The following is a 13,649-nucleotide window of genomic DNA, read 5'->3' as shown; positions in this document are numbered from 1 at the left end:
GACGTCGGACGTGCGGGCATCGGCCGCTCGGGCGTCGGCAGGGAGAGCGCCGGTTGTGTGAACGTCGGGGGTGCGGGCGCCGGTCGTTCGGGCGCCGGCTCGGAGGGTGCCGGGAGCGCCGGCATCCCCGGCCGGCAACGGGACCGTGCCCGTGATCGTCGTCCCGGCCCCGGGCGCGGAGCGGACCGTGATCCGGCCCCCGACCGCGGCGATCCGGGCCGTCAGGTTGCGCATCCCGCGACCCGGCGAGCCCGCGGCCGCCCCCTGGTCCCAGCCCGGCCCGTCGTCGCGCACGGTGAAGTGCAGGGCACCGTCGACGGTCGCGAGCCGAACGCCCACGGACGCCCCGGGCGCGTGCTTGCGCGCGTTGTTGACCGACTCCAGGCAGCAGAAGTACACGGCGGCCTCGACGTCGGCGGGGAACCGCCGGCCCGTCCCGAGTCCGTCGGTGTCCACAGCGACCGGCGGGTGTCCGCCGCCGAGCTCGACCTCCAGCGCCGCGACCAGGCCCCGGTCGGCGAGCAGCGGGGACGACACCCCGGTCGCGGTCTCGGCCAGCACCATCTCGGCGGTGCCGATCTGCCCGGTGATCTGATCCAGCCGGTCGCGAGCCTGCTCGAACTGCCCGGTCCCGACCTGGTGCTCGACCAGGCCGAGGGTCAGCCGCAGCGACACCAGGTGGTGCTGCGCGCCGTCGTGCAGGTCCCGTTCGATCCGCCGCCGCTCGCTGTCCATCTCCGCGACGGCCTGCCGGCGCGAGGCGGCGATGTTGCCGGCGTGCGCGAGTGCCGCCCGCAGTTGGCGTTCGAGCTCGATCCCGAACCGGCTCGCCTGCAGGACCACGCCGAGGCTGTCGGCGATGTCCTCCAGCAGGTGGTCACGCTGGGCGTGCAGCCCCGCCACCGCGCCGCGGTCCACCGCGATCGCACCGACGTGTTCCTCGCCCTGGCGGACGGGCACCTCGACCAGATCGTCGGCGTCGTGATCGGCGGCTCCGGGCCCGGACGCGACCCAGGTGTAGGTGCGGTCGCGCAGCCCGGGCCGGAACACGGTGAGCCGGCAGGTGCCCGCGCCCAGGCCACGGCCGACCGCCTCGGCGACCCCGGCCAGGTCCGGCTCGTCGGTCGCGGTCGAGTGCGACAGCTCGGCGATCCCGGCGAGCACGCTGTAGGGGGTCGGCCGGGTCCCGTACAACAGGCGGTCGACCACCCGTTCCGCCCGGACCTGCAGGGTCAGGAACACCAGCGCGGCCAGCACGGTGGTGAGCGCCGCCACCGCGAACGCGCCGCCCGCGGACTCGGTGTCGATCAGGAATCCGGCGAGCGCTTCGACCAGCACGTAGCCGCCCCCGGCCAGGGCCACCACGAGCGCCGCGGCCAGCCCCCGGCTGAACAACCGCTCCGCGGTCCACAGCCCGGTCCGCCGGGCGGCCACCAGGACGGCACCGGCGATCGCCACCGACGCCAGCCGCGCGAACCAGAACAGCAACCCCGTCGGCTCGCCGCCGCCCTCGCCCATCGAGGACGCCGTCGGGTCGATGAGGACCAGACCGGGCCAGTCCAGCAACCACAGCATCAGCGTGATGAGGCCGAGCACCGCCGCGATCACGCTGGCGGCCACGAGCACGCTGAACAGCAACCGCGCCTGGGTGCGCTGCTCCGCGGTCGCGCCTGCACGGATCCGGCGCGGGAGCGCGATCAGGCCCACCTGTGGCACCAGGAAGCCGAAGAACAGCACGCAGCTCAGGCTGTGCGGGAGCAGAGCGGTGCCGAACCCGACGACGAGCAGGGTGCCGGCACCGGCCGCGACGAGCACCGCACGGGCGAACCCCGACCCCCGGCCGACGTCCCGGCCCGCGGGGAACAGGAGCAGCGCGAGGATGTAGGCCGCACACGCGACGCCGTGCAGCAGCACCTGGTGCAGGCCGCCCATCGACAGGCCGGTGGCCGTCTGCACGGCGACCGCCGCGGCGTGCGCCTGCAGGTTGAACGCTCCGGCCGACCCGACCATGGCGATGACCAGCAGCCGCATCGACCAGCTCCGCCCGCCGGAGACCAGCAGCAGGGCCGCGACGACGAGACTGAGCAGGCTGAACGCGTAGTCGAGCACGGCCTGGCCGAGCGGCTCGCTGCCCGCCGCCGCGTCGAGAACGCCCCGGGCCCAGAGATCGCCCTGCGCCGCAGCGTCGGTGAGCGCCGCCGCCGCCCCGGGCGCGTAGGCCACGACGGCGACCACCGCGCCGATCGCGAGCCACGCGACCGACACGGCGGCGCAGACCGTGAGCAGCAGCACGTACCCCGCCGACGCGAGACCTCCGGAGGACCGGGACCCGCTCACCGCGCCACCGCCTCCGCCCCCGCATCCGGTTCCACCAGCGGCTCCAGCCGGTCCGGCAGCCATGCGCGCACCTGCACCGCAGCGGTCGGCCCACCGGCGCCCGGGCCGTCGGGGCCACCCGCGTCGGTCAGCTCCACGGCGCCGCCCAGCGCGGCGAACCGCTCGACGTCGTCGGCCAGGGCGGTGCGCAGCCGCGCCGCCGTGACCGGCGCCGGGTCGGTCGGGTCCGGCGGGTCCTGGATGTGCAGGCTCACCCGGCCGTCGGTGTGCTCGAGATGCACCAGCAGCGCGCGCTCGGCCGGCCTGCCGGCGAGCTCCTGCATCGCCGACGCGGCGAGGTAGTAGATCCCGGACTCGATCTCCCAGGCCAGCCGCCGGGCCAGGTCTCCGGTCAGCCGCACCGGCCGGGGCAGATCCGTGGCCAGCTCGTCGAGCGCCCCGGACGGGCCCTGGTCACGCAGCACCGCCGGGTAGACCCCGCGGGCGATCACCCGGAACCGGTCGAGCAGCTCGTCGAGTCCGGTGCGGGCCCGGACCAGCGCCTCCTGGGCGGCCTCGGCCCGCTCCGGCCGGTCGTCGAGGCCGGCTCGCGCCGCGGCCACCTCGGCCCGCAGCGCGGCCAGCCGGTCCGTCGTGGCGTGCGAGAGCTCCATGACGAGCCGGCGGCGCTCGACCTCGCGGGCCCGCGCCAGCCGCTGCCGGGACGCCTGCAGCTCCGCGGCGAGGGTGTCGGCGCGGCGCACCCGCTCGGCCAGCGCGGCGTTGAGCGCGACCCCGCGCAGCAGCAGCCCGGCGCCGTTCGCGACGTCCTGCATCAGCCGCTGGTCCGCCGGCGTGATCGCGGCGCCCGGCTTCCCGATCGCCAGCGCCGCGCGCAGCACCGCCCCGTCCAGCACCGGGACGACGTGGTCGGTGTCCGGCCGGGCGAGCAGCACCGCGAGGTTCTCGACGCTCGCCGGCCCGGCGGCGGGGTCGTCGGGTGGCTGGGCGGCGGCACTGACCAGCCGGTCCTCGACGGCGAGCCACAGCACGGCGCGGCTCGCCCCGGTCCCGTCGGCGAGGACCTGTGCGAGGCCGGGCAGGGCCTGCTCCAGCGAGCCGGCCCGGATCCGCGCCGCCGCCTCTGCGAGCGCGGAGTACGCGGTCACCTCACGGTGATGGGTCAGCCGCCCGACGACCCGGTCGATGCGGGGCAGCACGACGCCGAGCCCGATCGTGGCCAGCGCGGCGGCGGCGAACGGCAGCAGCACCGCGGCCTGCTCGGCGCCCTGCAGGAGGCCACCGCCCTGCACCACGACGATGAACACGGCGGCCACCCAGCAGCCGACCAGCAGCAGGCGCACCAGTCGCGCCACGATCGTAGGGCTCATCGCGCACCATCGGTCCCCGCCCGGATCCCGTCCGGGTCGAACGCGACCACGCTAGGACGCCCGGTGGACCGCGCCAAGCCTCGTCCCGGCTCAGTCGCCGTCGCGCTGGGACCGGAGGTAGGTCAGCACCGCCAGCACCCGGCGGTGGTGCTCGGCGGTGTCGGTGTGCAGCCCGAGCTTGGCGAAGATGTTCGCGATGTGCTTCTCGACCGCCTTCGGGGTGACGAACAGCTGCCCGGCGATCCCGTTGTTCGAACGGCCCTCGGCCATCAGCCGCAGCACGTCGAGCTCCCGCTCGGACAGCGACGCGATCACCCCCTTCTTGTCGCCCCGCGGCCGCTCGACGAGCCGTTTGGCCAGCACCGGCTCGATGACGATCTCGCCGCTCTCGATCCGGGTCAGCGTGTCGGTGAGGACGTCGACGCTGCCCACCTTCTCCTTGAGCCGGTAGCCGATGGCCTCGGTGCCGATCTGCAGGATGCGCATCAGGTAGTGCGACTCGGCGTAGTGCGACAGGAACAGCAGCCCCATCTCGGGGTGGGCCGCGCGCAGCCGTTCCGCGGTGACCAGGCCGCCGTCGGGTTCGGGCGGCATCCGGATGTCGAGGATCGCGACGTCGGCCGGCTGGGTCGTGAGCAGTTCGACCAGCTCGTCACCGCCCGCGGTGCACCCGACGACCTCGTGCCCCGCCGCCTGCAGCAGCATCAGCAGCCCCTCGCGGAACAGGGCACCGTCCTCGGCCAGCGCTACTCGCATGGGATCCTCGCGGTGATCGTGCCGGGGCCGGGTTCGCCGCCGGTGGCGGACGGGGCCGGGAGGGCGGAGATCTCGACGGTCCCGCCGAGCAACCGGACCTGGTCGTGCATCAGTTCGGCGTGCCGGACGTCCATCCCGGCCACCTGGACGGTGAGCTCGGCGCCGTCGCGACGGACGGTCACCTCGACCGGCGGCGCGTCGGCGGTCAGGATGTCGAGGCAGTTGACGACCGCGAAGTACGCGGCGCCCTCGGCCGCCGGGCCGAAGCGCTCGTCCGGCGCGGTGATGCGAACCCTGCTGTGGACCCGCTCGGTGACCTCGCGCAGGGCCGGGCCCAGCCCGGCCTCGTCCAGCAACGGCGGGTAGATCTTCCCGGCGACGTCGCGCAGCTCCTGCAGCACGGCGTGCAGCTCGTCCTGCAGACCGTCGATGGAGGCGTGCAGGTCGGGCTCCCCGGCGGGGACCCGGTGCCGGAACAGCCCGAGCTGCAGGACGAGCGCGGAGATCCGCAGCGCCGCGCCGTCGTGCAGCTGGCGTTCGAGGCGCCGTCGGCGCAGCCACTGTTCGCGTTCCTTGCGGCGGCGGGCGTCGCGTGCCGGTTCCTGCAGCCGGGTCGGGGGCCCGGCCTCGGCCGGTGCAGCGGCGGCCGGCGGGTCGGCGGGGGCGTTCGGGAGGCTCGCGGCGGACGACGGGGATCCGGGCGTGTCCTGCTCGGGGGCGGTGCGGGGAGCGTCGCCGGCGCGGTGCGCAGGCTCGAGCATCATGTCTGCAGCGTGCGCCTCGTGGTGCCCCACGGGAATGGGGCATCCCCCACCTCGCGGTGGGGTTTACCCCCGCCGTGTCGGCCGTTCGGCCCAACGCCGTGCCGCCGAGCCGTAACGACGCATTGCGGCAGCCCGACTTCGTCGGGGTCCGCTGCGCGCGGCTATCGATCGACTCTGTGATTCTCGTTACCATGAGTGCCGTCTCAGGGGGAGGCACCTGTGAGCTACAGCCTCGGGGTGGACCTCGGCACGACGTTCGTCGCGGCCGCGATCGCGCGCGCCTCCGGGGTCGAGATGTTCACTCTCGGTGACCGCACGGTCGTCACGCCCGCCGTGGTCTACCTGCGCGAGGACAGCACGCTGGTCTCCGGAGACGCCGCGGCACGACGGGCGGTCAGCAGCCCCGACCGGGTCGGCCGCGAGTTCAAGCGCCGGCTCGGCGACCCCACCCCGGTGATGCTCGGGGGTAGCCCCTACGCCGTCACCGCGCTGCTGGGCGCGCTTCTGCACGACGTCGTCGCGCGGGTCGGCGAGACCGAGGGCGCGGTGCCCGACCGTGTCGTGCTGACCCACCCCGCCAACTGGGGGCCGTTCCGCCGGGAGCTGTTCGAGGAGGTCCCGCAGCTGGCCGGGTTGAGCGCTCCCTGGATGGTCACCGAGCCCGAGGCCGCCGCCGCCCACTACGCCGCGTCCCGGCAGCTCGGCGACGGCGACGTGATCGCGGTGTACGACCTGGGCGGGGGTACCTTCGACGCGACGGTGCTGCGCAAGCACCCGGGTGGCATCGAGATCCTCGGCACGCCGGAGGGCATCGAGCGGCTCGGCGGCGTCGACTTCGACGAGGCGATCCTGTCCTACGTCAACTACACCGCGGGCGGGGCGCTCGCCGAGCTCGACATGAGCGACCCCCAGACCGCCGTCGCGCTGGCCCGGCTGCGTCAGGACTGTGTGCTGGCCAAGGAAGCCCTCTCCATCGACACCGAGACCACCATCCCGGTCTTCCTGCCCGGCCGGCACTTCGACGTGCGGCTGGCCCGCTCGGATTTCGAGGACATGGTGCGGGCGCCGATCGAGTCCACGATCGGCACGCTGTCCCGCACGCTGCGCTCGGCGCAGGTCGCCCCCGAGCAGCTCAGCGCGGTGTTGCTGGTCGGGGGATCGTCCCGCATCCCCCTCATCGCCCGGATGATCTCCGACGCGCTGGGGCGCCCGACCGTGGTGGACGCGCACCCCAAGTACGCCGTCGCCCTCGGGGCGGCCGCCCTCGCCGGGACACCTGCGACGCCGGGCGCCGGGGCGCCGCCGGGTGGCCCACCCCGGATGGCCCCCGATGCGGTCACGCCGGAGACCATCCCGGCGCAGCGGGACGCGCGCAACGGCGCGGGCGCGGGCGGGACCTTGGCCGCCGCGGCGGTCGCCGCCCCCGCGACCGTGGAGCAGACCGCTGCCACTCCCCCGGGAGCGGCACCGTCCACGGTGGACCCGCCGCCGACGCGTCCACCGGGTCCGGGCGGGCCGCCCCACCAGGCGTGGCCGCCCGGACCGGGGCACTCGCCGGCCCCACCCGCAGCGGGCGGCCGTGGCGGGCCGCCTCCTGCCGCGCCCCCGCCGCTGAGCGACGACACCGGCGGCGGGCGACGCCGGGTGCTCGCCGTGTCCACCGCGGTCGTCGTGCTGCTCGCGCTGATCGCCGGGGGCGTCTACCTGGGGGTGAACCGGTTCTTCTCCGATTCGGCACCCGAGGCGCCGGGGGCCTCGGCCCCCGCCGCGCCCGAGCCGGCGCCGCAGAACCCCGCACCCGCACAGCCGGCGGCTCCCGCCGCGAGCGTGCCCATCCCGACGATCGGTCCCACGATCGAGGTCGGGGGCACTCCCGGCTTCGCGGCGGTCTCGCCCACCGGCAAGCAGGCCTACGTCGCCGGTCGCGGCGCGGGCGTGGTGACGGTGATCGACACCGCGGTCAACAAGGTGACCGCCAGAATCCCGATCCCGTCCGGCCCGCCGCAGTACCTCACGTTCTCCCCCGACGGGCGCCGGGTCTACGTCAGCATCTGGAACGACGCCCGCACCATCGCGGACGTGGCCGTGCTGGACACGACCACGAACTCGGTCATCGCGACCATCCCCGTGCGCACCCGCCCGTTCCTGGGAGCGGTGACCCCGGACGGCAAGCGCCTCTACGTGCCCAACCACGACTCCGGCACGGTCTCGGTGATCGACACGGGGACCAACGCGGTCGTCGGTGAGATCAAGGTGGCGCCGAACCCGCACTGGATCGAGTTCTCCCGCGACGGCACCCGCGCGTACACGGCCAACCACGAGTCGAACGTCATCTCGGTCCTGGACGTGGCATCCGGAACCGTCCTCGCCCAGGTCCCGGTCCAGACCAGTCCGCACAGCCTCGCGGTGCACCCCACCCGGCCCCTGGTGGCGAACGTCAACTACGACTCGGCGTCGGTGACGATGATCGACACCAACACGCAGAAGGTGATCGCCACCATTCCCGTGGGCAAGAATCCCCAGGAGATCACCTGGGCCCCCGACGGACGCTTCGCCTACACCGCGAACCTCACCGACAACACCGTCTCGGTGATCAACGCCGAGACCTTCCAGGTCACCGCGACGATCCCGACCGGGGCCGCCCCGACGAGCGTCGCGGTGCTGCCCAACGGCCAGCAGGCGTACGTGACCAACCTCGATGCGGGCACGCTGAGCGTCCTCGACCTGGCCGGCTGACGCCGCGGGGGGGTGCTCCCTACCTGAGCCGGCGGGTTCACCCGGGCGCTCGTAGGGACAGCGTGATGGTTCCACGGCCCTGTCCGCAGCATCCTTCAATGGTTCGAGAAACCACCGGACGACAAGACCGGAGATTCGAACCGGGAGGAGCAGACAATGACCACGACGATGACCCCGACCCCGATGATTTCGACCCCGATCAGCCACCGGGATCGGGCCGTTCTGCGGGCCGTCGCCGCGGGCCGTTGCGTGATGCCGGACGGTTCCGGTCATTCACTGATGATCGACGGCCTGGGCTGCTGCGACCAGTTCGTGGGCGCCCGACTCGCCGGCGCCGGGCTGATCATGGCCGCCGGCCCCCGGCCCGGCCCCGCCCGACTCACCCCGAGCGGGCGCGCGATCCTCGAGGCGGCGTGACATGACCACCACGACCTTGCCCGCCCCGGCGCTCACCCGGCTCGACCGGTGCGACCGCTGCGGAGCCGCCGCGCAGCTCAGGGCCATCCTGACGAACGGTGGCGAGCTGCTGTTCTGCGGCCACCATGCCCGGGTCCACGAGGCCGGGCTGCGTGCCGTCGGCGCCGCACTGAGTACCGATCCTTGAGACCCATCCCGCATCCCGAGCCCGGCCGGATCTCCGACCGGGCTCGATCTCTGTCCGGGGAACGGGCCCGACAGCGGGTTACCCCCACCTCGGATACGGGGGATCGCTCCCGATTTCCCGGGGGTTTCCTCGATGGCTCCGACCATTTTCGTTCGGCATTCTTGTTGCGGGTTCGAAATGGCGAAGAGCAGTTCGCCGCCCATTCCGAGAGGAAACGAGGACATCATGTCGGACTACTGCGACGACTGGACCTGCGACGACGACTTCGACTGGGACGAGACGGCCAGCTGGGACGACTCCGGCGACAGTGACGACGACTACAGCGAGGACTACGACTGCAGCTGGTCCTGACCGACGATCCGGAGCAGGCCCGATGCGGGCACAGGTGGAGGAGGCGTGATGAGCGTGCAGCAGGCGCCGGGCCCGGCCTTCACCCGGCCCCAGGACATCCTGGACTCGGCCATCGGCACGGCCCGCGCCGGCGGGCGCTTGGACATCGCCGAGCGGCTGACCGGGGCCCGGAGCCTGCTGCACGCGCGGCCCGTCACCGTGCTCGTCACCGGCGGTGCGCACCAGGGCGCGACCTCAGTGGTCGACGCCCTGGTGCGCACCGCGGCACGGACGGCCGGCCCGGTCCTCACCGAGGACCCCGGGCCGGCCGCCCATGCGGTGGTGTTCGTCTCCGACGCCGCCCGACCACTGACCGCCCCCGAACTCGACCACCTGCACGCCCTGCACCGCCGCTCCCCGACCGTGCTGTTCGCGCTCACGAAGACCGATCTGCACCCGCGGTGGCGCGACGTGCTCGAGGCCGACCTCGATCTCCTGCAGACCTGCGGCATCCGGGCCGATCCGTTCGCCGTCTCGACACACCTGTACGCCCACGCCACCCTCGCCGGCGACCGCGCGATGATCGCGGCCTCCGGCATCCCCGCCCTGGCCGAGCGGCTGCGCGAGATCACCGAGCAGGCGGAGGCCGCCACGGCGCGCACCATCGCCCACCACGTCCTCGGGGCCGTCTCCGCGTTGGAGACCGCACCGCGGCCCCGGCCGGACACCCGTCCCCCCACCTCCGCACCGGCCCCCGCCGACCGCGCCCGCTGGCAGCAGGTCCTCGCCGACGGGTTCGCGGCCGCGGCCTCCGACATCGACTTCGATCTGCGGACCCGGGTTCGCGGCGTCGTCGCCGAGGCCGAACGGGCCATCGACGAGGGCGATCCCGTCCGCAACTGGGACGTGTTCGACGACTGGCTGCGGGACCGGCTGACCTACGAGGCCCGCCAGACCCACGCCCTGCTGGGCGAGCGGGCCGCGCAGGTGGCGGCATCGCTGGCCGAGCAGATCGGCCTGCCTCCGGGCGCCGCACTGCGGCCGGTCGTGCTGCCGGACCCGCCGGATCTGCTCGCGCACCTGCCGCCGCGCGACCCCCCCGCCGCCGATCGCGGACCCCTCGCGGCCCGGGGCCGGACGCTGCTCATGTCGTCCTACGGCGGGGCCATGATGACGCTGATCCTGCCCCGGTACGCGGGGCTGAACATCCCGATGTGGGTCATCGCCGCCGCCGCCGCCGTGGCCGGTCTGCTGATGTGCGGCGCCGCGCTGAGCGGCGAGCGCAAGCGCCAGCTCGACAAGCGCCGCGGACAGGCGAAGGCGCTGGTCCGGCACTGCACCGACGGCTTCCTGCTCAGCGCGGGCAAGCACACCCGGGACGCGCTGCGGTACGGCCAGCAGCAGCTGCGCGACGAGTGCGCCACCCGCACCGCGGAGCGCCAGCGGCCGACCCCGCCTCCCCGCGAGCCGGGACGACCCGCCCGGCCCGCCGCCGGCCCGGACGACGACCTCGCGGCGCTGCGCCGCCAGGCCCTCACCCTGCTCGGCCCCGGCGCCCCCGCAGCCTGACCCACCGCCTCCGTACTCATGGCGCTCGGTCTGCCGGCGACGTGGCCGGTCACTCCGCGCCGCGCAGCCGGGCCTCGTCGAGGTCGAGCTCCTGGCTGACCTCGACCATGGTCCGCCCGGAGATCTCCCCCTGGTCGTAGAGGCGGCGCAGCGTCCGGCGCTCGGCCTCGAGCAGCTGCAACCGCAGGCTCCGCTCGTCGGGCTGGACGTCGGTGGCGGTGCCGGACTCGACGTCGAGCTGGCTGCGCAGCCGGTCGCGCCGCAGCTCGAGCACCTGCCGCAGCGCTTCCGCGCCGGTGGGGTCACGCTCGTCCCGTGCCGCGATGCCGTCGAGTTCCCGCAGCGCCGCGTCCACCGCGGCTCTTCTGGCCCGCAGTCCCTCGGTCCGCTCGCGTTCGCCGGGACAGAGCCTCAGCAGGCGCAGCACGGCGGGCAGCGGCACCACCTGCCCGACGAGCGTGGCGAGTACGACGACCACGGTGAGAAAGAGCAGCAGATCGCGACGCGGAAACGGTGCCCCGGATGCCGTGGTGAGCGGGATGGACAGCGCGACCGCGAGCGACACCGCACCGCGCGGCCCACACCAGCCGAGGACCGCGCGTTCACGCCAGGACATGTCGGCCGTGACATCGTCACGGAGCAGCCGGGCAACCAACGGCAGGACGAGCAACACCCAACCGAGCCGCACGACGACCGCGACGATGACCACGGCGGCCGCGGCGAGTACCAGGGTGCCGAGCGGATAGTCGTTCACCACGGCGACGATCCCGGGCACCTGCAGGCCGAGCAGCACGAACAGCAGCGCGACGAGCAGAACGTTGAGCGCTCGCCAGAACGTCTCGGTCTGCAGTCGGGACGTCGGGGCGACGACCCCCCGGCCCCGGGTGCCCAGCCAGGCCGCCGCGGTCACCGTCGCCAGCACACCCGAGGCGTGCACCAGGTGGGCCGGCACGAACGCCAGGTACGGCGTGGCCAGCGACAACACCACCTGGCTCGGCGTGTCACGGATCTGCTTGCGCAGCCACGCGATCACGACGCCGACGACGAGGCCGATGCCGATCCCACCGCCCACCTGGAGCACCACCAGGAGCCCGACGTCGACGGGGGAGAGGGAGGCTCCGACGCTCTGCACCGCGACCGCGAAGAGCGTCAACGCCACGCCGTCGTTCACCAGCCCCTCCCCCTCGAGCACCGTGACCAGGCGCCGTGGCGCGCCCAGCCGTTGCAGCACGGTGGTGGCCGCCACCGGGTCGGGTGGGGCGATCGCCGCCCCGAACGCGATCGCCGCAGCCCACCCGATGTCGGGGAAGATCGCCAGTAGTGTTCCGGCCACGGCCATCGCGGTGGCCAGTACGAGCCCCACCGACTGGCCGATCACCGGGACGAGGTGGTCGAGCGTCTCGCGGGGGTCGCTGAAGAAGGCCGCGTAGTAGATGAGCGGAGGCAGGAACAGCAGCAGGACCAGGTCCGGCGACAGCCGCAGCTGGGGCAGGCCGGGGATGAACCCGGCCGCGACGCCGATCACCACATAGGCGGCCGCGTCGGGCACCCCGAGCCGGCCGGTCAGCAGCCGGCCGAGTAGCACCGCGACCGCCAGCACCACCGCGACGAGGAACACCTGGGTCGGCACGTGGGAGGGCTTCCCCTGCGGTGACGACATCACCCGCTGAATGCCGGCACCGGGAACCGGTGCCGGCATTCGGCGGGCGGGTTGGGATCAGGCGGCGCGGGCGGCCCCGACGTAGGCGCCCTCGATGGCGTGCAGCAGGATCGACAGCGCGATGTCGACGACCTCGGCGGTCACGTTGAGCGGCGGTAGCATCCGGACGACGCAGTCGTCCCGCCCGCCGAGCTCGACGATCAGGCCGCTGCGCAGAGCGCGGGCCTGCACGTCCTCGGCCAGCTCGGTGACGGTGCGCCCATCACCGGGGGCGGTGAGCTCGATGCCCCACATCAGGCCCTTGCCGCGGACCTCGAGCACGCCGGGGTGGGTGGCCAGTCCCGCCAGCCGCGCGCCGATCTGCTCGCCCCGGGCCCGCACGTTGCCCAGCACGTCGTCGCGTCGGACGATCTCGACGGCCTTGGCGCCGGCGGCGAAGGCCAACTGGTTGCCGCGGAAGGTGCCGGTGTGCGCGCCGGGCTTCCAGACGTCGAGCTTCTCGTCGTAGAGGACGATCGCGACGGGCAGGCCCATCCCGCTCAGTGCCTTCGACGCGATGATCACGTCGGGCTCGATGTCGTACTGCTCGAACGCGAACCAGGAGCCGGTGCGCCCGCAGCCGGTCTGCACCTCGTCGACGATCAGCGGGATGCCCAGCTCGCGGGTCAGCGCCCGGACGCGCTGCACGAACTCCTTGCGGGCCGGGATGACCCCGCCCTCGCCCTGCACCATCTCCATGATCACCGCGGCCGGCAGGGTCAGCCCGCCGTTGGGGTCGCGCAGGGCACGCTCGAGGAAGCTGACGCAGTTGGTCTGGCAGGTCTCGGGGTCCAGCGCCAGCGGGCAGCGGCTGCACGAGGAGAACGGGAAGAAGTGCACGCCGGGCACGCCGCCGGTGATCGCGCGCTTCTGCGAGACGTTGCCGGTCAGGGCCATGGCGGCGTGGCTGCTGCCGTGGAAGCCGCCCTGGAAGGAGACGACGTCGCTGCGGCCGGTCGCGGTCTTGCACAGCTTCAGTGCCGCCTCGACGGCGTTGGCGCCGGTCGGGCCGCAGAACTGGATCTTCATCCGGTCCCGCATGCCGGCCGGCAGCATGGACAGCTGGGCGTCGGTGAAGGCGTCCTTGGCCGGGGTCGGCATGTCCAGTCCGTGGGTGAGGATCCCCATCTGCTCGGTCGCGGCCGCCACGACCTCCGGGTGGTTGTGACCCAGGGACAGCACGCCGGCGCCGGACAGGAAGTCGATGAACACGTTGCCGTCCAGGTCACGGATGTGACTCCCGGACGCCTCGGCGATCGCGAACGGGAAGTGCCGCGGGTAGACCCGGGCGTTGGACTCCCGCTGCTCCTGGCGGGCCAGCAGCTGCGCCGAGCGCGGGCCGGGCAGCTCCGTGGCGACGTGCGGGCGGGCGGACGAGCCGGGCGCGGCCGGCGCCTGGACGCGAGCCGGCTCGATGGCCGCCGGAGCGGACGCCGGGGCGATCGCGACCGGAGCGGGCGCCGGGGCCGGTGCGGATCGCGGGG

11 protein-coding genes are annotated in these 13,649 nt (G+C 74.1%); 5 read left to right on the top strand and 6 right to left on the bottom strand.

The features are described 5' to 3' along the window. The 4 genes from HF519_RS33090 to HF519_RS26525 form a co-directional block, all read right to left on the bottom strand. Nucleotides 1-2,337 (bottom strand): sensor histidine kinase (locus HF519_RS33090; protein WP_169415728.1); only part of this gene is annotated, 2,337 nt, incomplete at its 3' end. Further along, nucleotides 2,334-3,707 (bottom strand): hypothetical protein, encoded by a 1,374-nt coding sequence (locus HF519_RS26535; protein WP_169415727.1) that lies wholly within the window; start codon nucleotides 3,705-3,707, stop codon nucleotides 2,334-2,336. The genes HF519_RS33090 and HF519_RS26535, both read right to left, overlap by 4 nt. Nucleotides 3,708-3,797: 90 nt before the next feature. Then, nucleotides 3,798-4,463: a response regulator transcription factor gene (locus HF519_RS26530; RefSeq protein ID WP_169415726.1), complete on the bottom strand. Its 666-nt coding sequence runs from the start codon at nucleotides 4,461-4,463 to the stop codon at nucleotides 3,798-3,800. Beyond that, the gene (locus HF519_RS26525) at nucleotides 4,454-5,227 is read right to left on the bottom strand and encodes a sensor histidine kinase (protein WP_169415725.1); all 774 of its coding nucleotides are present in this window, start codon (nucleotides 5,225-5,227) and stop codon (nucleotides 4,454-4,456) included. Before HF519_RS26525 ends, HF519_RS26530 begins: the two co-directional genes overlap by 10 nt. A 219-nt stretch (nucleotides 5,228-5,446) precedes the next feature. Between HF519_RS26525 and HF519_RS33085 the strand changes: the two genes are divergently transcribed. From HF519_RS33085 to HF519_RS26505, 5 genes are all read left to right on the top strand, one after another. After that, nucleotides 5,447-7,963: an Hsp70 family protein gene (locus HF519_RS33085; RefSeq protein WP_169415724.1), complete on the top strand. Its 2,517-nt coding sequence runs from the start codon at nucleotides 5,447-5,449 to the stop codon at nucleotides 7,961-7,963. 156 nt (nucleotides 7,964-8,119) lie between these two features. Beyond that, complete coding sequence (locus tag HF519_RS26515; protein WP_169415723.1) at nucleotides 8,120-8,380, top strand: hypothetical protein; 261 nt, start codon at nucleotides 8,120-8,122, stop codon at nucleotides 8,378-8,380. Between the two features lies 1 nt (nucleotide 8,381). Continuing rightward, nucleotides 8,382-8,567, top strand: a complete 186-nt coding sequence (locus HF519_RS26510; RefSeq protein WP_169415722.1) for a DUF7455 domain-containing protein — start codon at nucleotides 8,382-8,384, stop codon at nucleotides 8,565-8,567. Between the two features lie 225 nt (nucleotides 8,568-8,792). Next, entirely contained in the window at nucleotides 8,793-8,918 is a 126-nt protein-coding gene (locus HF519_RS32595) for a hypothetical protein (protein WP_281358656.1), read from the top strand. A gap of 48 nt (nucleotides 8,919-8,966) precedes the next feature. After that, nucleotides 8,967-10,466 (top strand): P-loop NTPase family protein, encoded by a 1,500-nt coding sequence (locus HF519_RS26505; RefSeq protein ID WP_169415721.1) that lies wholly within the window; start codon nucleotides 8,967-8,969, stop codon nucleotides 10,464-10,466. A 49-nt stretch (nucleotides 10,467-10,515) separates the two neighbouring features. On the opposite strand, the gene HF519_RS26500 is transcribed toward HF519_RS26505, so the two are convergent. Both HF519_RS26500 and HF519_RS26495 read right to left on the bottom strand, forming a co-directional pair. Next, nucleotides 10,516-12,126, bottom strand: a complete 1,611-nt coding sequence (locus tag HF519_RS26500; RefSeq protein WP_169415720.1) for a Na+/H+ antiporter — start codon at nucleotides 12,124-12,126, stop codon at nucleotides 10,516-10,518. Nucleotides 12,127-12,183: 57 nt separating this feature from the next. Then, nucleotides 12,184-13,512: an aspartate aminotransferase family protein gene (locus tag HF519_RS26495; RefSeq protein WP_211170623.1), complete on the bottom strand. Its 1,329-nt coding sequence runs from the start codon at nucleotides 13,510-13,512 to the stop codon at nucleotides 12,184-12,186. Between the last annotated feature and the right edge of the window lie 137 nt (nucleotides 13,513-13,649).

It is taken from the genome of Pseudonocardia bannensis, from assembly GCF_012911875.1.
In the GTDB taxonomy this organism is placed as follows: Bacteria; Actinomycetota; Actinomycetes; order Mycobacteriales; family Pseudonocardiaceae; genus Pseudonocardia; species Pseudonocardia bannensis.
This window is presented reverse-complemented; position numbering and strand designations above follow the sequence as displayed.